At 64.4% G+C, this 20136-nt stretch carries 20 protein-coding genes; 9 read left to right on the top strand and 11 right to left on the bottom strand.

Features of this window, described 5'->3' with window-relative positions; genetic code table 11:
* Positions 1–1497, bottom strand: a complete 1497-nt coding sequence (locus QM588_RS17990; RefSeq protein ID WP_283315334.1) for a fatty acyl-CoA synthetase — start codon at positions 1495–1497, stop codon at positions 1–3.
* Positions 1498–1584: 87 nt separating this feature from the next.
* Between QM588_RS17990 and QM588_RS17985 the strand changes: the two genes are divergently transcribed.
* On the top strand, positions 1585–2124 hold the full coding sequence (locus tag QM588_RS17985) for a DUF2231 domain-containing protein (RefSeq protein ID WP_283315331.1): 540 nt from the start codon (positions 1585–1587) through the stop codon (positions 2122–2124).
* 7 nt (positions 2125–2131) lie between these two features.
* Here QM588_RS17985 and QM588_RS17980 read toward each other — a convergent pair whose 3' ends face one another.
* Entirely contained in the window at positions 2132–2554 is a 423-nt protein-coding gene (locus tag QM588_RS17980) for a hypothetical protein (protein WP_283315330.1), read from the bottom strand.
* Positions 2555–2731: 177 nt separating this feature from the next.
* On the opposite strand from QM588_RS17980, the gene QM588_RS17975 reads away from it, so the two are divergent.
* On the top strand, positions 2732–5026 hold the full coding sequence (locus QM588_RS17975; RefSeq protein WP_283315329.1) for an excinuclease ABC subunit UvrA: 2295 nt from the start codon (positions 2732–2734) through the stop codon (positions 5024–5026).
* Positions 5027–5102: 76 nt separating this feature from the next.
* Positions 5103–6029 carry an ABC transporter substrate-binding protein gene (locus tag QM588_RS17970; RefSeq protein WP_283315582.1) on the top strand — a complete coding sequence of 309 codons (927 nt, stop codon included), beginning with the start codon at positions 5103–5105 and terminating at the stop codon, positions 6027–6029.
* A 1-nt stretch (position 6030) separates the two neighbouring features.
* Here the strand turns inward: QM588_RS17970 and QM588_RS17965 are convergent, their stop codons facing one another.
* The 5 genes from QM588_RS17965 to QM588_RS17945 all read right to left on the bottom strand — a co-directional run bounded on the left by QM588_RS17965 (position 6031) and on the right by QM588_RS17945 (position 9736).
* On the bottom strand, positions 6031–6540 hold the full coding sequence (locus tag QM588_RS17965; RefSeq protein ID WP_283315328.1) for an LpqN/LpqT family lipoprotein: 510 nt from the start codon (positions 6538–6540) through the stop codon (positions 6031–6033).
* A 17-nt stretch (positions 6541–6557) separates the two neighbouring features.
* Entirely contained in the window at positions 6558–7505 is a 948-nt protein-coding gene (locus QM588_RS17960) for a hypothetical protein (protein ID WP_283315327.1), read from the bottom strand.
* Positions 7502–8485, bottom strand: a complete 984-nt coding sequence (locus QM588_RS17955; protein ID WP_283315325.1) for a hypothetical protein — start codon at positions 8483–8485, stop codon at positions 7502–7504. The genes QM588_RS17960 and QM588_RS17955 overlap by 4 nt, the downstream gene beginning before the upstream one ends.
* Positions 8482–8781 carry a hypothetical protein gene (locus QM588_RS17950; RefSeq protein WP_283315322.1) on the bottom strand — a complete coding sequence of 100 codons (300 nt, stop codon included), beginning with the start codon at positions 8779–8781 and terminating at the stop codon, positions 8482–8484. Before QM588_RS17950 ends, QM588_RS17955 begins: the two co-directional genes overlap by 4 nt.
* Positions 8782–8872: 91 nt before the next feature.
* Positions 8873–9736, bottom strand: a complete 864-nt coding sequence (locus tag QM588_RS17945; protein WP_283315320.1) for a hypothetical protein — start codon at positions 9734–9736, stop codon at positions 8873–8875.
* Positions 9737–9866: 130 nt separating this feature from the next.
* Between QM588_RS17945 and QM588_RS17940 the strand changes: the two genes are divergently transcribed.
* Together QM588_RS17940 and QM588_RS17935 are read left to right on the top strand one after the other, a co-directional pair.
* A complete protein-coding gene (locus QM588_RS17940; protein ID WP_032388475.1) occupies positions 9867–10979 on the top strand; it encodes a YbfB/YjiJ family MFS transporter in 1113 nt (370 codons plus the stop codon).
* 205 nt (positions 10980–11184) lie between these two features.
* Positions 11185–12936, top strand: a complete 1752-nt coding sequence (locus QM588_RS17935; RefSeq protein WP_283315318.1) for a pyruvate dehydrogenase — start codon at positions 11185–11187, stop codon at positions 12934–12936.
* Between the two features lie 47 nt (positions 12937–12983).
* Here the strand turns inward: QM588_RS17935 and QM588_RS17930 are convergent, their stop codons facing one another.
* Positions 12984–14462, bottom strand: a complete 1479-nt coding sequence (locus tag QM588_RS17930) for a carboxylesterase/lipase family protein (RefSeq protein WP_283315316.1) — start codon at positions 14460–14462, stop codon at positions 12984–12986.
* 140 nt (positions 14463–14602) lie between these two features.
* On the opposite strand from QM588_RS17930, the gene QM588_RS17925 reads away from it, so the two are divergent.
* Positions 14603–15295 carry a TerD family protein gene (locus QM588_RS17925; RefSeq protein WP_032369113.1) on the top strand — a complete coding sequence of 231 codons (693 nt, stop codon included), beginning with the start codon at positions 14603–14605 and terminating at the stop codon, positions 15293–15295.
* A gap of 10 nt (positions 15296–15305) precedes the next feature.
* On the opposite strand, the gene QM588_RS17920 is transcribed toward QM588_RS17925, so the two are convergent.
* Positions 15306–16388 (bottom strand): DNA polymerase IV, encoded by a 1083-nt coding sequence (locus QM588_RS17920; RefSeq protein ID WP_283315313.1) that lies wholly within the window; start codon positions 16386–16388, stop codon positions 15306–15308.
* Between the two features lie 34 nt (positions 16389–16422).
* Between QM588_RS17920 and QM588_RS17915 the strand changes: the two genes are divergently transcribed.
* Positions 16423–16851 carry a DoxX family protein gene (locus QM588_RS17915; protein WP_283315311.1) on the top strand — a complete coding sequence of 143 codons (429 nt, stop codon included), beginning with the start codon at positions 16423–16425 and terminating at the stop codon, positions 16849–16851.
* Here QM588_RS17915 and QM588_RS17910 read toward each other — a convergent pair.
* Positions 16845–17837, bottom strand: coding sequence for an isopenicillin N synthase family dioxygenase (locus QM588_RS17910; RefSeq protein ID WP_283315308.1), 993 nt, complete (start codon positions 17835–17837; stop codon positions 16845–16847). The two genes, QM588_RS17915 and QM588_RS17910, sit on opposite strands and share 7 nt — an antisense overlap.
* 86 nt (positions 17838–17923) lie before the next feature.
* Between QM588_RS17910 and QM588_RS17905 the strand changes: the two genes are divergently transcribed.
* Positions 17924–18592 (top strand): SIMPL domain-containing protein, encoded by a 669-nt coding sequence (locus QM588_RS17905; RefSeq protein ID WP_283315307.1) that lies wholly within the window; start codon positions 17924–17926, stop codon positions 18590–18592.
* Between the two features lie 24 nt (positions 18593–18616).
* Positions 18617–19366, top strand: coding sequence for a YqjF family protein (locus QM588_RS17900; RefSeq protein WP_283315305.1), 750 nt, complete (start codon positions 18617–18619; stop codon positions 19364–19366).
* On the opposite strand, the gene QM588_RS17895 is transcribed toward QM588_RS17900, so the two are convergent.
* Positions 19345–19947 carry a DUF6188 family protein gene (locus QM588_RS17895; RefSeq protein WP_283315304.1) on the bottom strand — a complete coding sequence of 201 codons (603 nt, stop codon included), beginning with the start codon at positions 19945–19947 and terminating at the stop codon, positions 19345–19347. The genes QM588_RS17900 and QM588_RS17895 overlap by 22 nt on opposite strands.
* Positions 19948–20136: the final 189 nt, after the last annotated feature.

Genomic DNA, 20136 nt, shown 5'->3' with positions numbered 1-20136 from the left:
TCAGGCGCGCAACGCGCGCTTGAGCAACTTTCCGCTCTGGTTGCGGGGCAACTCGTCCAGGAAAGTGACGGTCTTCGGCACCTTGAACGGCGCGATCCTGCCCTTCACGTGGTCGATCAACTCCTGCGCCGACGCCTCACTTCCGTCCTTGAGCACGACGACAGCAGTCACCGCTTCGATCCACTTGTCGTCCGGTGTCCCGATCACCGCAACCTCGGCAACGGCGGGGTGCGTGTAGATCGCGTCCTCGACCTCACGAGAAGCGACCAGAATTCCGCCCGTGTTGATGACGTCCTTGATCCGGTCGACGACCGTGATGAACCCCTCGGCGTCCCGAGTCACCAGATCACCCGAATGGAACCACCCACCCGAGAACGCATCCGCCGTCGCCTCCGGCTTGTCCCAGTAACCGTCGCACAATTGAGGAGAGCGGTAGAGAATCTCACCGGGCTCACCGTCCGGCACATCGTTACCGTCCGCGTCGACAACGCGGGTCTCGACGAAGAACACCGCACGACCACACGACGCCGGTCTGGCCTCATGCTCGGACGGCTGCAGAACCGTTGCCAGCGGACCGATTTCGGATTGTCCGAAGCAGTTGTAGAACTCGATGTCCGGGTATCGCTCACGCAGCCGGGTCAACACGGTGACGGGCATGATCGACGACCCGTACTGAGCCTTCTTCAGCGACGAGAGATCGCGGGTATCGAGGTCGGGATGATTGGCGAGCGGAACCCACACCGTCGGGGCCAGGAACAACGACTTGATCTTCTCGTCCTCGATCCGCCGCAGAATCTCCGCGACGTCGGGCTTGCGCATCAATCGCACGGTCGCCCCGACCGACAGGTACGGCAGCATGAACACGTGCATCCCCGCCGAGTGGTACATCGGCATCACCAGCAGCGGGTCGTCATCTCGGGTGAACCCCAGAGCGATCACGCACGAGACGTACTCGGCAACGAGCGCGCCGTGAGACATCATCGCGCCCTTGGGTTTCGACGTCGTGCCGGAGGTGTAGAGCAACTGCGCCAGGTCCGTGGAGTCCGCGGCCGGCTCGAGGACCGAATCATCCCCGGCAGCGTCGAGCAGATCCGGAAGCGACACCACGACCTCGACGGCGGTACCGCTCCGAACGGAATCGAGCGTGTTCGACAATTCCGGGTCGACGAGCACTGCCCGTGCGCCCGACTGATCGAGCAGATACAGCAGTTCGTCGCCCACGAGTGCGTAGTTGATGGGCACGTGCACCAATCCTGCTCGCGCACAGGCAAGAAATGCCACCACGTACGCGTCGGAGTTGACGCCGTACGCCGCCACCCGGTCACCCTTGTCCAAGCCCATCGCGATCAACCGACGGGCGGCTCGCGTCACGGCGGTGTCGAGTTCGCGGTAGCTATGGCTGCGGCCTTCGAATGTCACAGCCGGACGGTCGGGAAATTTCGCCGCCGACCTGCGCAGAACGCCGTCGACGGTGCTGACTCGGGTGCCGTTCGTCATGACAATGACGTTATAGGACGTCCAAGCTTCTTGCCTCGACTTCGACGTCGATGGTTCGCTCGCCGATCACGGGGCATTCGGTGTTGCATGACAATCAAACAAGCACTCGACAGCCTCGAGACTGCCTCGTTTCTCGACGGACCCAGCGACGCGATCCATGGCGTACTTGCACCTGCGGTAGCGGACAGCGCCGTCGGATCAGCGCTGCACGGCAGATGGATCGGGCACCCCATCCATCCTGCGCTGGTGACGGTGACCCTCGGCAGCTGGACCAGCGCAGTCGCGCTCGACCTCGTCAAGAACCAGTCCAGGGCGGCCAAAATTGTCGTCGCGCTGGGTCTCGCGTCCGCGCCTCCGGCGATAGCGACCGGATGGGCCGACTGGTCGACGATGAACACTGTTCAGCGTCGGGTCGGCATCATCCACGCGGCCTCGAACGCAACCGGGGTGTTCCTGTTTCTGGGCTCCTACCTCCGTCGCCGGAAGCAGACCGACGGAGTCGCCAAAGCTCTGGCGGCGGCCGGCCTCGCAGCCGCAGGACTCGGCGGACTGATCGGCGGGCACCTCGCCTACAGCACCCCCGGCAGCGAGGCCGAGTCGGAAGCTCGACACCGCCTACCGAGCTGACCACCCATCAACAGCTGTTCGGTTCCCCGGTCTTGACCACCGACAGCACGGCGTCGCCCTCGCCGATGAGGACGCCGGGAGCCGGATCCTGTTCGACGACAATCCAGTTCGAGTCATTGACCTGCATACGGCCCTCCCCCGACGCGTCCGCGCTGCGGGAGTAGAAGACACCGGCCGCCTGGATCGCGTTCTGCGCAGACTGCAGATTCATACACACAACCGGAGGCATGTAGGCCGGGGCTGCGGGTGCGGGCCTCTCGACCGTCGGGGTATCGGGAATGACGATCCTCGGTACAGCGGTAGAGCGCGTGAGGCCTTGCCCTGCCACCGCCTCGACCTCTGCGCCGACGTCTGCGCTCGGCGTGCTGCATCCCGCCAGCGCCGGCAACACGGCAATGCAAGCCGCGAGCACATGTCTTTTCGTCGACATCGGGACCTTTCGTCATGACGAACCCCCACCACAGCAACCGTCTTCTATGGATCGACCCTTGCGTCGATCCGTTACCGGTAGCGTTTCCGTACACCGTACGGTAGGCTGCGGCGGCACTGCGTGAACCACCATGGGTGTACGCCCTTCGGGGCGCGGCGAAAGGCAATCGACAACGCGATGACCGAGCCCCAGCTACTACAAGACCAGCCACCTATCGATGGACTGTCCACGATCGTCGTGCGTGGAGCCCGGGAGAACAATCTGCGCAACGTCGACCTGAATCTGCCGAAACGCTCGTTGGTCGTGTTCGCCGGCGTCTCCGGGTCGGGAAAGTCGTCACTGGTATTCGACACCATCGCTGCCGAGGCCCAGCGGCAGATCAACTCCACGTTCACCGCGTTCGCGCAGACGTTTCTGCCGTCCTACGGCCGACCGGATGCTGACCTGATCGCGAACCTGTCGGCCGTCGTCATCGTCGATCAGAAGCGACTGTTCGGTGGCCCGAGGTCGACGGTCGGCACCATCACCGACATCGGAGACTGGCTGCGCATGCTGTGGTCCCGCGCCGTCACGCCCAACATCGGCTACGCCAACGCCTTCTCGTTCAACGACCCCGCCGGAATGTGTCTCGAATGCGAGGGGCTCGGCGAGGCGAAGGTCGTCGACCTCGGCGAACTGGTGGACGAGTCGAAGTCGTTGCGCGAGGGCCCGTTCAAGCATCCCGACTTCGAGGTCGGCAAATGGCCGTACCGGGTGTTCGCCGACTCGGGCCTGTTCGATCTCGACGTCCCGATAGAGCAGTACTCGGCGCGGGAGCGTCACCTCTTCTTCGACGCCAAGCCCGGTGAGGTCGAGGTGACGAATCCCGACGCCGTCATGAAGAGCTACGAAGGCATCGTGTCCAGGTTCCGCCGAAGCTACCTCGCCAAGGATGCCGATGCACTCAAGGGCAAGTCCAAGGCCGCTTTCGAGCGGATCGTCACGCGCGGCGTCTGCGAGGCCTGCGGCGGTTCCCGCTACAACGACACCATCCGCGGCGCCACTCTCGAAGGACTGTCCCTGCCCGACGCGTTCGCCATGCAGGTTTCCGAACTCGCCGACCGTATCGAACAATGGGACATCAAGGGCCTACGCTCCGTCACCGCCGAAATCGTCACGCAGTTGACCAGGCTCGTCGATCTCGGCCTGGGGTACCTCAGCCTGGACCGTGCGACGTCCTCGCTCTCGGGTGGTGAATCCCAGCGCATCAAGATGGTCCGACACCTCGGAGCCACGCTGAACGACATGCTCTACGTCTTCGACGAACCGACGACCGGTTTGCATCCTCGCGACGTCCACCGTCTGAACGACATGCTGCTCGCGCTGCGCGACAAGGGCAACACCGTCCTCGTCGTCGAGCACGACCCCGAGGTGATGGCCATCGCCGACCGGATCGTCGAGATCGGACCCGGTGCCGGAAAGTCAGGTGGCACAGTGGTGTTCGAGGGAACCTTCGACGAGCTCCGCCGAGCCGACACCAGGACCGGCTCCGCGCTCCGGCGTGATGACGCCGAGATATGCACTCCCCGTGCGCCTTCGGGCTGGCTGAGCATCTCCGGTGCCACAACACACAACCTGCGCGACGTCAGCGTCGACATCCCGCTCGGGGTACTGACAGCCGTCACCGGTGTCGCCGGTTCCGGAAAGTCGAGCCTCATCCACGGTCATCTGCGCGAGGCCGCGCCCGACGCCGTTGTCATCGACCAGGCACCGATCCGGGGCTCACGCCGTTCGTCCCCCGCGACCTACACCGGTCTGCTCGATCCAATCCGCGCGTACTTTGCCAAGAAGACGGGCCAGCCGCCGTCGCTGTTCTCCCCCAACTCGGACGGCGCGTGCCCCGATTGCCAAGGCAGCGGCGTCATTTTCACCGAGCTCGGGTTCACCGATCCCGTGACGAGTACCTGCGAGACGTGCCAGGGCAGGAGGTTTCGATCAGGCGCGATCAGACACACCGTCGACGGCGTCAGCATCGCCGACATCTTCGAGATGTCCGTCGAGGATGCGCAGGACTTCTTCGAGGTCAAAAAGATTCGAGACATTCTTCGTCGCTGCCGAGACGTCGGACTCGGCTATCTCTCGCTCGGCCAGAACCTGTCGTCCCTGTCCGGCGGCGAACGCCAGCGGCTCAAACTCGCCACCGAACTGATCGGGTCGTCTTCGGTCCTGGTGCTCGACGAACCGACGACGGGCCTGCACCCGTCGGATGTGTCGAACTTGATCGCGTTGCTGTCCGGGATGGTCGACGAGGGCAGGTCGGTGATCGTCATCGAACACAACCTCGACGTCGTCGCCGCGGCGGATCACATCATCGATCTCGGTCCCGACGGCGGCCACAACGGCGGGCTGATCACGTTCACCGGGACGGTCGACGAATTGGTGGCCTCGGACACTCACACCGGTAGGTACTTGGCACGGAGCCTGGGGCGTTGACCGCTCCCCGATAGTGTTGGCGTTCGAAGAGAAACCGGACAACACAGGAGTGGCAGTGCAGCGTCGATCGGCACGAATGATCTCAGCCGGGTTCGCGGTCGTCGCGCTCGTAGCGGCGGGATGCAGCACGCAGGAAACGGACGCGCCACCCGCCGCCGATTCGGCACCCGCGGCGAGTGGCGAATTTCCGAGGACCATCACATCCGGCTCGGACGGCGGCACGGTCACCATCGACGCTGCGCCACAGAAGATCGTGTCGCTGAGCCCGACCGCGACGGAGACGCTGTACGCCGTCGGGGCGGGCGACCAGGTGGTAGCCGTGGACGATCAATCGGACTTCCCCGCCAATGCTCCGAAGACCGGACTGTCGGCGTTCACCCCGAGTCTCGAAGCGATCGTCGCGTACGACCCCGATCTGGTGATCGCCTCCACCGACCTGGGCCTGGTGACCTCGACACTGGCCGAGGCAGGCGTTCCGACGCTGGTGCTGCCTGCCGCGACGAGCATCGACGACGCCTACTCGCAGATCGAGCGCGTCGCGGACGCCACCGGCCACGACGCCGACGGCGATGCCGTTGTGTCCCGGACTCGTGACCGGATCGACGCAGCCGTCGCGAGCGTCCCGACGCGCGAAGCGCCGCTGACGTACTTCCACGAACTCGACGACACGTTGTACACGGTGACGAGTGCGAGCTTCGTCGGGCAGATCTACGGTCTGTTCGGACTCACCAGCATCGCCGACGGTTCCGATGCCGGCGACTACCCGCAGCTCGCCGCCGAGGCCGTCATCACGTCCAACCCGGATGTGGTGTTTCTTGCCGACGCCCAATGCTGCGGCGTCACAGCCGATTCCGTCGCGTCTCGACCGGGATGGGGATCGATGACGGCCGTCCGCGACGGCCGCATCTTCCCGATGGACGAGGACCTGTCGAGTCGATGGGGCCCACGTATTGCGGACCAGGCAGAGGCCGTCGCCGCGGTGGTACAACAGATCCCCGCGTGAGCTATCGATGCCCGATACGAACCTCGTCCACGAATACATCTGCCGCCCAATGCAAACGAGACCTCATCTGGTCGGGCAGGGTAACCGTCAATTGGACGAGGTACTGATCGACGATGTGGTGGACGACGACATAGCGGGTCCGGGCGAACAACGTCCGACCGTCCCACTCGTATCGACCCGCAATCGAAACGGACGGTAGACCGCAGAACGGGTCGCGGTCGTAGCTGACGTCGATCCACTGCGGAAGCGCCCGGGAGTCGCCGAACCCACAAGCCAGCAGGGTCTGCGGATCGAGTGACCGCGTCAACTTTCCGGTCAAGACTGCCGCGTTGGGAACGAACCCGTCGACCGCATCTGCCGGAGTACACAGCACCGCGGTGGCGTGCGGAAACAGATGCGCAGGAACGAGATCCCACCCCGGCAGCGCAGGTAGCTCCAGACCGAACCTGTCGCATTCGTCGAGATGTACGGGCACGAGCTCGATACGCTGCTGTTGCAGAACGCTCTGCATCGATTGTTCCCGAGTTGTCACTGGACGTCCCGTCGACCCGACATCGACGCCGCTCGGTCTGCTTCGATGCGATCGAGGAATCGAGGCGGGCGCAGTAGCTCTCGCGCGTCGTCGTGGGCAAGCTGCGCACGGCCCCAGGGATTGTCCCGACACCACTGCAGTACGGACAGCAGCGCGTTGGGCTCGACCTTCTTCTCGCACGCCATCAGGACCAGCACCTGATCCGTTCCACCGGCAGGGTCGCGATACACGACTCGGATGGTGGGGTACCAATGTGAATGCGATACCGCAGGATTCGGATGCGTCTGCGGCTGCAGCTCGACGATCCCGTCCCACGGGACAACCGTGATTGCAGTGGTGGCCTTCCATCCGCGGCGCCGATAGATCTCCTCCACGAGGCCATCGGGATGCAGTGAAATTCGGGTCCGGTTGACGACGAGCACACTCAGTGCGAAAAACAGCAGACATATCGGAGCGCCGAAGTGCGACATGACTACGACGCTCAGGTCGTGACGCGTTGTACTTACCCGTGCGTCTCCTCCCCAGTGGATGTAGGACAGGCCGGACACCAACGCGAATGCGAGTATTCCGCTGCGATACAACACAGTCCCCCGCCCCGGCACTGCCACGCCTCGGCCGACTCCGGCGACAGTCACCGGTCGCACGAACAGCGACAGCCGCGCAGACCCGATGCCGGACAACACCACGGCCGCTGTGAGCGGTATCAGCACCGCGAGCACCAGGGGCGACACGAGGAGAACGGTCTCCCCAGAAAGCGTCCCGAACAGGAGAACCGGAGTCACGATCGTCGCGGCAAGGACCGCGGACGAAACCCCGAGAGCTACCAGCCAACCCAGGTGAACACTGCGCCACGTCCGCACCCACAATGGATACTTCTGCGCTACCAGGCTCTTACGCAGCACGTCCTCGGTCCGGGGCGTGCGATCATCTCTGATCTCGCTCATTTTCCTGCCGCCTCGAACAACTTCTCCACGCCGTAGCTGACGACTTGGCCCAGAGCGATCCCGGCAGCGGCGCCGGCCACCGTGCCGGGCCCCGGAAAAATGGAACCCGCCATACCACCCACGGCTCCGAACGCCCAGGTCGTAATTGCTCCCGCGACTATCGGCGTCGCCTCGACGATCACGGCCTCGGCCGGGTTCACCCCCTCGTCGATCTTTCCCGCAATTCCAGGAATCGCACCGGCAACGACTCCGAAGACCCCGAGCCCGCGTCCGATGTTCTTGGCAACGTCGTCGACGGATTCGACACCGGGCAATTCCAGCGCCCGCCTCGTCACGGCGGCCATGCCTCCGACGACCGACGCCGCGATGGTCGACGGCCAGTCCGGCATCCAGGAGAACGACCCGTCCGGGTTCTCGACGAACTTTCCGGTGGGATTGTCGAGGGCGAGCGCCGTCAGCACCTCGGTGGGCTCGGCCAGCTGCTGCGCAGCGTCGAGAGCGACACTCTCGGCCTGGCGCAGAGCACTCTGGATGTCCTCGGTCAATTGATATGCTGCAGAACGCAGTTCGTCGGCTCGACGCGTCTTCTCTTCACCCAGGCTGTCTGGAATCAGCGCGATCATCCCTTCGGGATTCACCACACCGTCGGCCCGTACCGCGAACCCACTCGTCGTAGCCGCGGACACCTGAGCCTGCACGTGCGCTTGGGCGGCCTCGACGATGTCGGCCGCACCTTCGAATGCGGCTGCGAGCGAGTCGATTTCACTGCAGACGGAGCTCATCCGGGAGCATTCGGCCACCACGCGGTCGGCTGCGGCGCGTGCTGCCTCGCCGGTCCACGTCTCGGCCAGTGTGTCCTGCTCTTCCAACACCCCGGTTCGTTGGCCGTTGACGCGCTCGACTATCTCGGCCAGTTCGATCATCGTCTTGCGCATCGACTGCGGCTCCCAGCCGGCGACGTGCGGCACGGTCGGGGTCATTTCGGCTGGTCCATCGCAGCGAGGCGGCGGGCAAGGTCGTCGTCGGTGATCTCGTAGTTCTGCGCGACACCACGTGAGATGTCCGCAACGCATTCGGCTCGGCCGGCCAGAGCGGAGACAGCCCCCGCCGCCGCTGCGGACGCTGCCGCACACGCTGCGCGAAAGTCGGTACCCTGCAGCGCATTCTCGGATGCTCGGAACGGGGCGAGGATGTCCAACTCGGCGATCACCTCCCCCGTTCCCGACAGCACATTCGAGAACTGCCGCAGGATCACTGGATCCACATTCACTGTCATGACGCTCCCCCGAGTCGCACCGTATCGACGCCCGGTGAATCGGCGTCATCGGGTTTGACGCAGCGAGCCCGTTATCGGTTCCGTGCCGAAGCTAGGACCGCGACAGTTCCAGTCGCTCACGAAGCGGTGGTGGCACCAGCAGGTCGGGTGAGTCGTAGCCGGTCATGCGGATCCGGTTGACCGGGCCGTCGGTGCACCACTTCATCGATGCCAGAACGGCATTCGGCTCGGCTGCGAGCAAATGGATGCGAATCGCCATCCGGTCCGGTTGATCCAGCCGGTCGCGGGGACGCTCGATACCGAGCCCAGTCGCTCGGACATACAGTACGGGCTCGGTGAACCCACTCCCCCGCTTCTCTGACGTTCGGTACGTCGAGGCCTCGTTCTGCTCCACATCGCCCCAGCGCACGAGGATGTCGTGAGTGCGCGGAAAGAAGAACATGCACGACCGTCTGCGTCTGACAAATCCGTCCGCGAACAAGCGCAGTTCGACGCTGCTGCGGAAGCCGAGCGTCGCCACCAGTACAACGATGGCAATTCCAGCAATCGGCATACCGGCCGCGCCGAACACGTCACTCTTCGACAGGGCGACCCCCATTCCTGACACCAAAATGGACGCGACCGTGATCAACCAGAGCTTGGCGGTCCGAGGCGGAATGCAGACGCCGCTACCGAGCGCGTGGTCCTCGACGCGCCGAACGAATCGGACGGGGATTCCCCATCGAATCACGTTGTCGTTGATGCCGATCCAAACGCAAGCCATGAGGGCAAGTAGAGCGATCGATCCGATCGTGTGCCCATTGTCGCTTCCTTGCACCTCGAGCCGTCCGCGATAGATCGCAATGGCTACCACCGCGACAATCGCGATGACGGCCTGCCACAGGCGGCCCAACGTGTTCGGCCAGTACGGGACCCAGATAGGTCGTTCTGCGTCGGTGTACTTCGTCTCACTCATGCGTCCCCCACAGTCGGTATCAGGTATTGGACGCACCGGTGGTGCGATCGGTTCCCTGCTGCTCGGTTCGATGAGACGGGGATCCAACGCGTACCGTTGGCGCGGCTAACGACTTAGGAGGGCGATCGCAATGAACGGCCGTCGATTATCGTTCGCTGCCGCGGCCGGACTCGCGGCCGCGATGGGCGTCGGGCGATTCGTGTTCACGCCGCTGCTACCGATCATGGTCGACGCGGCGGAGGTGACCCCGAGCAGCGGTGCCGTCATCGCAACCGCGAACTATGCCGGCTACCTCGTCGGCGCGATCGTGTTGTCGGTGCGCCCGTCGATCAATACGACGACGTCGTTCAGGCTGTGGACGCTCGTGCTCATCGCAAGCGAATTGGCGATGGCTGCAGTGCATTCCACCGCAACGTTTTCGGCGCTGCGGTTCCTGGCCGGCCTGGCGAGTGCCGCCGTGTTCATCGCCTGCGCGAGCACCGTCACCAAGCACAGAGCCGACGGTGCGTCACCAGGAATCGCATTCGGCGGCGTCGGTGCAGGTATTGCAGCGTCGGGCATTCTGACGTTGCTCGCCGGACCACATCTGTCGTGGGAGGCGCTGTGGTTGTGCTCGGCGATACTGACCGCGGTGCTCGTCGCCCCGGCGTGGACGCTTCGGGTACACCCCGAGCCTGCAGGGCGGTCCGAGGCGGGCGAGGTGAACGCCGGAACCCGCACGGTGTGGCGGACATTGCTCGTCGCGTACTTCCTCGAGGGCCTCGGGTACATCATCGTCGGCACATTCCTCGTTGCGGCGGTCGGTGGCCACAGCAGCACGTCGGTGGGTCCGGTGGTGTGGATCGTCGTCGGATTCGCCGCGGTACCGGCGACAGTGCTGTGGCAAGGGGTGGCACGCCGAACCAGCCTGCGCAAAGCTCTGGTAGCAGCGTTCGCATTGCAGACCGTGGCCGCAGTGCTTCCCGCACTGACCGGGAACACCCTTGCCGCCGTATGTTCAGCGTTGTTGTTCGGGGGAACGTTCATGGGCATCACGATGCTGACGATGAGCACAGCGCAAACACTTCCCATCGGCCGTACCGCGGCGACACTGACTGCCGTCTACGGCGTCGGACAAGTGGTGGGGCCATTGGTGGTTGCGCCCGCAATCGGCGATTCGTACGCGATCGCCTTCGCCATCGCGACCGGAGTGCTGGTGCTCGGAACCGTGGCTTCTGTGCGGATACTGCGGATGTCGGCGTAAGGCCACCCCCACATTCGGTTGGGTGCTGACGGGAAAAAGCCCACGTGACGAAGATCGCGTTCGCTGTGACCAGGGCCTTCGCTCTTGACGGTTCACGCGTACCTACCCAGGATGTTTCGTACACCCTCGACGCCGGGAAGGCGTCGAGAATGCGCACAGGGCACATCGACCCCGAGGCACGCTACTACATCCGAGGAGAAAAACTATGTCCACCACAGTGGCCGATCAACTCGTTCGCGGACTCGTCGACGCCGGAGTTCGGCGCATCTACGGAATCGTCGGCGACAGTCTCAACCCGGTGGTCGACGCGGTGCGTCGGACCGGAGGATCGGCCAAGGGCGGCATCGACTGGATCCATGTTCGCCACGAGGAAGCCGCGGCGTTCGCGGCATCGGCGGACGCGCAGACCACCGGCACCCTCGCCGTGTGCGCCGGCTCCTGCGGACCGGGCAACCTGCATCTGATCAACGGGCTGTTCGACGCACACCGTTCCGGCGCACCGGTTCTCGCGATCGCATCCCACATTCCCAGCAGCGAGATCGGGTCGGGGTACTTCCAGGAGACGCATCCCGATCGACTGTTCGTCGAATGTTCGCTGTACAACGAGTTCGTCTCCACCGCCGAGCAAGCACCGCGCGTCTTTCGCGCTGCGATCAACGCAGCGATCACCGGCGGCGGAGTATCGGTGGTGACGCTCCCCGGTGACATCGCCGAGCTGTCCGCTGCCGGCGCAATGGATCCCATCGTCATTCCGTCGACTCCCGTCGTCACTCCTCCCGCCGCCGACATCCAACAGCTGGCCGACGCCATCAACAATGCCGAGAAGGTCGCGATCTTCGCCGGCTACGGCGTCAAGGGTGCCCACGACGAGGTCGTGGCATTCGCCGACACCATCGGCGCTCCCGTCGGACATTCGTTGCGCGGCAAGGAGTTCATTCAGTACGACAACCCGTACGACGTCGGCATGACCGGTCTGCTCGGCTACGGAGCTGCGCACGCCGGTATCCACGACGCGGATCTGTTGATCCTGCTCGGCACCGACTTTCCGTACCAACAGTTTCTTCCCGAGGATGTCGCGACCGCGCAGATCGACATCGATCCGACCAAGTTGGGTCGCCGTACCTCGGTGAAGTACCCCATCCACGGAGACGTGCGTGCAACTCTGAACGCGTTGGCTCCGTTGGTCACTCGCAAGACCGATCGCCGCTACGCAGAGAAATGGTTGGACAAGCACAACGACCTGATGGGCAAGACAGTCGGCGCGTACACCCGCAATGCCGAGAAGCTCGTGCCGATCCATCCCGAGTTCGCCGCGTCAGTGCTCGACGATCTGGCCGATGACGATGCCGTGTTCACCACCGACACCGGTATGTGCAACGTGTGGACCGCCCGATACATCAACCCCACCGGCAGAAGAGCTTTCGTCGCGTCGATGCTGCACGGCTCGATGGCCAACGCGCTACCGCACGCCATCGGCGCGCAGTTCGCGCACCCGGGCCGTCAGGTCGTCTCCATCTCGGGTGACGGTGGATTCTCGATGATGCTCTCCGAACTCCTCACCGTGGCGATGTACAAGTTGCCGGTGAAGATCGTCATGTTCGACAACTCGACCCTGGGCATGGTCAAGGCCGAGATGCTCGTCGACGGCCTCCCCGACTTCGGTGTCGACGTGCCACAGGTCGACTACACCGGAATCGCCAAGGCTGCGGGCATTCACGCGCAGCGCGTAGACCAGCCGGGTGATATTCGCGGCGCACTCGAAACCGCGTTCGCCACGGACGGGCCGGCCCTGGTGCAACTGATCACCGATCCGCTGGCACTGTCGGTTCCGCCGACCCTGACCGGCGAGCAGCTCAAGGGCTTCGCGCTCGCGATGAGCAAGGTGGTCCTCAACGGCGGTGTAGGAGAGGCAGTTCGGATGGCGAAGTCGAACCTGCGTAACGTTCCGCGCCCCTGATCCAGACCCGGCACCGGTGGTACGGCCTGTACCACCGGTGCTGTCGTCTACCGGATCTTGTCCCACAGCTCTCGCTGCGCCGCACGAGGATCCTGCACCGAAGCCGACTCCTCGTCGAACGTCATCACCGTTCGCTCCGACCCGTACGGGGCCCAGCCCGGGTCGCCTGCCGTGACGAAATCGACCCAGGCGCGGTGAGTTCGGTCGGCGAGTTCCTGTGGTGGGTTGGGCCCGAGGAGCAACCCACCGGTCCCTTCTGCGAGGTTGTCGAAGACGAACGGAATCTCGATGGCGTGGCAGGCTCCCAGCTTGCCCTCGTACGACGTTGACGGCCAAGCGAATTCGTACATATAGGTCGTAGAACTCGAACGAGCCTCGGCGATACGGATGGCAGGAATCCGGAAGAACCAGTCGGTCATCGCGGCCATCATGACCTCACCTGCAGTGGCATCGGGTGCGTCGGCGCGGTAGAGCTCGAGCACCCGGTCCGCGTCGGCGCCCATGCCCGCCATGGCCATCCGCAGCAGATTCTCGTCGATGTGCCGGAACACCCCGCTGGGTACGAAGAACAGCGCATGTTCGTCGGAGTTGGATCCGACCATGATCTCGACGTCTGCGGTGGAGCCAGCGGCGATCGCATCGATCGGCCGGGCCGGCACCACGTCCCCGTCGATGTGCGGCTCGTACGCCATGACATTGAGGACCAGCTCGCCCCACAGACGCGGATCGGGCTGCTTGGCAATACGATTCGACAGCGCGGTCTGCGCGGCCGTCAAGTCCACCACCGGCACCGAACCGAAACCGTCGACGGTGGGTTCCACACCGAGGTCCGACGCCAACGCCGCGGTGACCTTCTTCGCCGTCTCCTCCGAGAGCACGTGGTGCCCGCCGCCGCTCTGCAGGATGGCGCGGCGGAACAGCCCCTTCGCGCGAGGCATCGACAGCAGCGTGCCCACACTCATCGCGCCCGCCGACTCCCCCGCAACCGTCACCTGAGCGGGGTCGCCGCCGAACGCCGCAATGTTGGCGGCCACCCATTCGAGCGCCGCAACCTGATCCAGCAGGCCGCGGTTGGCGGGCGCTCCGTCGATCGCCAGGAATCCGTCGACGCCCAATCGGTAGTTGATGGTGACGCACACGATTCCGTCGCGGGCGAAGGCGGTGCCGTCGTACGTGGGTACCGCGCCGCTGCCGTTGGTGAACGACCCACCGTGAATCCATACCAGTACCGGCAACCCCGCGGCCTCGACGTCGGGCGTCCAGACATTCAAGTTCAGGCAATCGTCTCCGTCGATCGCCACCTCGGACAGAATCTGGTCGATCGGGCTGGGAAATCCGGGCTTGGGAGCCGTCGGGCCGAATTGGGTGGCCTGCCGGACGCCCTCCCACGACTCGGGTTGCTGTGGTGCCTGAAAGCGGTGTGCACCGAAGGGCGGTGCCGCGTACGGGATTCCCTTGAAGGCGCTCACCCCCGCAACTGTGCGACCACTGAGTTTCCCTTGCGCGACCTCTACGACCGGGTTCATCGGTTCCTTTCGGTTTCGAACGTGAGAACTCCATAGTGCACTCCCGGCCCACGTCGTCGACCCCGGTTGCGGTTATTCTCGACGGACCGCCCAAACCGGACATCGCGATCCGGAACTCGACCGTTTCGGAAGGCTCCACGATGGCCATCGACTACACCCGCAAGCCCTCTCAGCCCGCCCAGCCCGCCGCGTCGGTGAATCTGAGCAAGGTGACGCTGTCCAAGGCGTCGCCCACCATCAGCTTGACCAAGTCCGGTGAGAAGCAGGGTTCGATGCGGGTGAACCTCAACTGGTCGAGCGGCGCACCTGCCGCGCAACCGAAGAAGAAAGGCTTTCTGGCGAAGCTGGCTGCCGCGTCGTACGGCACCGGAGGGGTGGACCTCGACCTCGGCTGCCTCTACGAGCTGCGAGACGGTTCCAAAGGCGTCGTTCAGGCACTGGGAAACAGCTTCGGGTCGTTGCAGCAGCCCCCGTTCATCGCGCTCGACGGCGACGACCGCTCGGGTTCGGTCAGCGGCGGCGAGAACATGCACATCAATCTCGCCGACCCCGACAAATTCACGCGAATTCTGATCTTCGCGATGATCTACGACGGCGCACCCAACTGGGCCGCGGTCGACGGCGTGGTGACCCTGTATCCCACCAGCGGCCCGCAGGTGGAGGTTCGCCTGGACTCGGCCGAGAACTCCGCGCGAATCTGCTCGATCGCGTTGCTGCAGAACACGTCCGCAGGGATCACCGTGACGCGCGAGGTGGAGTACATCCAGGGCAGCCAAGCCGATCTCGACAAGAAGTACGGCTGGGGAATGAAGTGGGCTGCCGGCCGAAAGTGACCTAGGAAGCTCATTTCGGTTGCGGCGGAACCATTTCCAGTCGCACACCGATCAAGCGAACCTCTCGACTGTGGTCGAGCCGATCCACCAGGGCCACCGCGGCCGACGTGAGAATCGCAGAGTCGAAGGTAGGCGGGCCCGCGATCGGGGCGCTGACGGTATGCGTCTCGAAGGGCGCGTACCGGATCTTCAGTGCCGCGCGGACCGCAGGCCGGTTCTCGCTTTCGATGTCCGCCAGCACCTTCGACGTCAGATTCGCGACCTCGTCCCTGATCACGGTCCAGTCGGCGACGTCGGTCTGGAACGTGACTTCCCGACTGTGTGATCGCGCGACCCACGGTTCGGACGTCACCGGAGACAGCTCGATCCCCCGCCCCTTCGTACCGAGCCACGGCCCGATCTTCGGCCCGAACGCCGCGGCGAGGTCCGCGTCGTCCGCATCGGCCAATTCACGGACGGTGGTGATACCGAGTGCAGCAAGCCGGGTGGAGATCTTCTTGCCGATTCCCCAGAGTTCATCGGTGCCGCGCTCGCCCATCACCTCGTACCAATTGTCCTGGGTGAGTTGATAGATGCCCTGAGGCTTGTCGAAATCGGTGGCGATCTTCGCTCGAAGCTTGTTGTCCCCGATCCCGACCGAGCAATGCAGTCCGGTCGCATCGAACACCGCGTCGTGCACCGTCCTCGCGAATGTCCTCGGATCGTCGGTCTCGACGCCCAGAAACGCCTCGTCCCACCCGATCACCTCCACTACCACTCCGAGGGAACGCAGCGTGTCCATCACCGTCGCCGACGCCTCGTCGTACGCCGGCTTGTCGACGGGGAGAAAGACGGCGTCGGGAATCTTCTTCGCTGCGATCCGCAGCGGCAATCCGGATCCCACACCCTTCGCCCGTGCCTCGTAGGAGGCCGTCGACACCACCCCGCGCTCGGTCGGGTCTCCCCTACCGCCGACCACCACTGCTTTGCCCACGAGGTCGGGGTTCCTCAGCACCTCGACCGCTGCGATGAATTGGTCGAGATCGACGTGCAGTACCCAGCGCCGCCGAGTGGCATCGGTCGACGCATGCTCGGTCGTGGTGGTCCCGGTCATGGTCACCAGTGTGCCCGTGGTGTCTCATGGCGCAATGACGAAATCGATATCTCGGACCATCGGCCGGATCGTGCTGGGAGCATTTCTCGTCTTCGCCGGTCTGAGCCATCTGTTCTGGGCACGAAGTACCTTCGCGGCCCAGGTACCGACATGGATGCCCGTCGACACCGACTTCGTCGTGCTGGCTTCGGGCGTCGTCGAGATCGTTCTCGGTCTTGCTCTCCTGTTCTGGACGGCTCGCTCAGCGCTCGTGGGATGGGTGGTCGCCGCCTTCTTCGTCGCCGTCTTCCCCGGAAACATCTCCCAATTCGTCACGCACACCGACGCGTTCGGTCTCGACTCCGATGCCGCACGCGGCATCCGACTGCTGTTCCAACCTCTTCTGATCGTGTGGGCGCTGTGGTGCACCGGTGCCTGGGCACAGTGGCGCGCCTCGAGTGGGCGTCGCAGCCGGCGTCACTGAGCGGAGCTGTGCCCGGCCGGAACGATTCCATGGTGCAACAGAGCCACGTCGGGATGTGCGCGCGTACGGGATTTCCAGGCATTCTCCCCGTAGGTGTCGTAAATGGGGTTGTCGGGATCGTCCTCGACCCCACGTGAGTGCCGTGCCAGTTCCGGTGGCAGCGTGATGATCGGTACGACGGCATCGAGTGCGGGACTGAGGAAGTACGGCACCGATACCCGGTCGGTACCCGGCCCGGGGGCAATCACCCGATGCCGTGTCGCGCGGAGGTAGCCGCCCGTCGCCACCTCCAACAGCTCACCGATGTTGACGATGAACGCGCCCTCCAGAGGAGGTACATCGACCCAGGTATCCGCTGCCGTCTCCACCTGCAGACCGGCCGAGTCCGGTTCGACCAGGAGCAGGGTCAACACCCCCGAATCCTTGTGCGCACCCACGCCCTGCGAGTGATCCGGCGTCCCCGGGTAGCGCACCACTTTCATCAACGTTGCCGGCGCGGTGCCGAACGCGTCGTCGAACACGTGCTCGTCCGCGCCGAGAGAGGCCGCCCAATGTCGGAGCAGCGCGAGTCCGATCTGCGACACCGAACGCTCCCACTGCTCGAACGTCTCGCGGAAGCCCTCGGGTTCGGACGGCCACAGGTTCGGTCCCTGCAAATTCCAGTAGCCCCGCGCGTGCTCGATCGCCGGCCGCTCGGGACCGATGTCGATCTGCTCGCGCCAATCGACCCGACCGTTGGTCAGCTCGCCGCCCACTCGCGAATAGCCGCGAAAGTGTGGGCTCTTCAGTTGACTGATCTCGTCCTTGACGGCGTCGGGCACCGCGAAGAATGCCCGCGCCGAACGCAACACGTCGGCCACCCGGTCGGTGCCGATGCCGTGTCCGACGAGGTAGAAGAATCCCGAGTCGTGGGCGGCCTCGCGCAGAGCCCGTCGGAAGGTCTGTGGGTCGTGTTCGGACGACTCGAGATCGAGAACAGGGAGCATGACCCGATTGTCCTCCGCACCTGACGCGTCGGCCAGCAGTGTTGAGATTCGATGAATCCCCGTGCCCGGATGCCAGACTGGACGCCATGAGCTCGGAAGCACTCGACATCACCGTCGTCGGTCACGGCGAGGTGACCTACCCACCCGAACAATGCACGTTGTCCCTGACCATTCGTACCGACGGCCGCAGCGCAGAGTCCGCGTCGGAGCCGGCGGGGCAACTCGTTCGTGAGCTCACTCGCCTCATCGAACCCCTCTACAACAGTGAACACGGGCCGATCGATCGATGGACCATCGATCAGGTTCGGCGTTCCCGTCACCGCCCGTTCAACCAGGATGGCGAACAACTTCCGTACGTCTACCAGGCCGAGGCGTCCGTCGAAGTGAAGTTCAGCCAACTCGACCTGGTGGATGCCTTCGTGTACGCGGCATCCGCTCTCGACGGGGTCTCGATCGACCACTTCGATTGGGACCTCACCGAACCGAGCAGGAAAGCCCACACCCATGACGTTCGCGAACGTGCAGTGCAGGACGCTGTGTCCAAGGCAGAGGCCTATGCGTCGAGCCTGGGGAGGGTGAATGTGAAGGCTGTGGCCGTTGCCGATCCCGGACTGCTGACGGGGTCTGCCGAACACGGCGTCACCGAGCCGTCCCACCGCATGCTTGCCGCACGATCCGGGCCCGCCGCGTTCGCCCTGAAGCCCGAGAACATCACGATCTCCGCCAGCGTGCACGCCAGGTTCACCGCCTCCTGACGTGGCGCGCCTACCCTCGACATCATGAACCGCGACGATGCCCGACGCCTCTGGCCCCGGCCACCGCTGTTGCCTCGTCCGATTCTGATGGACCAGCGGTGGGAACGACTCGTCTTCCTGCACTGGCGAGTACCGAGTTCGGTCGTAGCGCCGCTGTTACCGGACGGGTGCGTACCGGACGAGTTCGACGGTTCGTCGTGGGTCGGTCTCATCGGGTTCCACATGGTCGGTGCCGGTCTCGGATATCGGCACCCGGTGCCGTACTTCGGGACCTTCGGCGAGATCAATGTACGGCTGTACTCGATCGACGCAGAAGGCCGACGCGGTGTCGTCTTTCGCTCCCTCGAGGCGACCCGACTCGCAGTCGTCGTGGGCACCAATGCCGCAAGAATCCCCTACCGGTGGGCATCGATCGATATCGATGACGACCAGCGAACAATTTCCTACCGAAGCCGGCGACTGGCACCGCCGAAGCGCGGTGCGACGACGGACTTCGGCATCGTGCGGGGCACACGCTACATGTCCGACGACCCGCTGGCGGTCTTCCTCACCGCTCGGTGGGGACTGCACACCGCGCTGGGCGGGCACCTGCTGTACGTGCCGAACGTGCATCGACATTGGGCCCTGGTCGACGCGGAACTGACCCACTGCTCGGATCAATTGATTGCCGCTGCGGGTCTTCCGGGGGTCAGTACTCGACCACCCGACTCGGTGCTGTACTCGGACGGTGTCGCAACTCAGTTCGGCAAGCCCTATGTGGTGCGTGGTCGGTAGAAGATGACGTGCCCCGACGACAACTCGACGACCCAGTCCCCGCCCGCGTCTGAACTTGCAGTAACGCTCTCCCGCAGCACCAAGTAACCCGCGTCGAGCGGTAGATCGAAATTCAGGCGAGTTCCGTCGGAGAATTCTACGGAAGCATCGTCGCCGGTCGAGATGCGAACAACCGTCGCACCGATCGAGGGCAGACCCTCCCGAGTGGATTCTTCGTCGCTTCGGTGCGGCGGTGCCGGCCACGATTCGACGGTGCCCCCGGCACCACTCAGAACGGTCGACCCGTCGGCCGCACAGAATTCCCACGACTCGACCTCTTGTCGTGGATGGGCCACAACCCGAGTCCGTCCGTCGAACGTCAGACGAAGAACACCGGATTCGTCGAACTCGGCTTCATCGCAAACGACACCGAGCAACACCGCGAACGCCCTGAGTCCCTCGAATTGATTGTCTTCGTCGACCACAAGATCGTCGACGACGACTTCACTGAACGCGACAGTGGCACCGCTGCCGAATTCGACGGTCAGGTCGAAATCGAGGAGAACCTTGCGGACGCGCTGGCCGTCGACGGGAAGTTTCATCGAAGACGACTGTGCCACACGAAACCAGCACGGTACACAGTGCGTACGCGTTCTTTCGATTGTGTTGTGTGGGTGTTGGTTTCGAATGCAAACAACCCCCGACCGTGATGGTCGGGGGTTGTTTGGTTCAAGTTGTGTTCGGCGGTGTCCTACTCTCCCACACCCTGTCGAGTGCAGTACCATCGGCGC

It is taken from the genome of Rhodococcus sp. IEGM 1354, assembly GCF_030056855.1.
Taxonomy (GTDB): domain Bacteria; phylum Actinomycetota; class Actinomycetes; order Mycobacteriales; family Mycobacteriaceae; genus Rhodococcoides.
The sequence above is the reverse complement of the archived record's forward strand: the minus strand, read 5'-3'. Positions and strand labels throughout refer to the sequence as shown.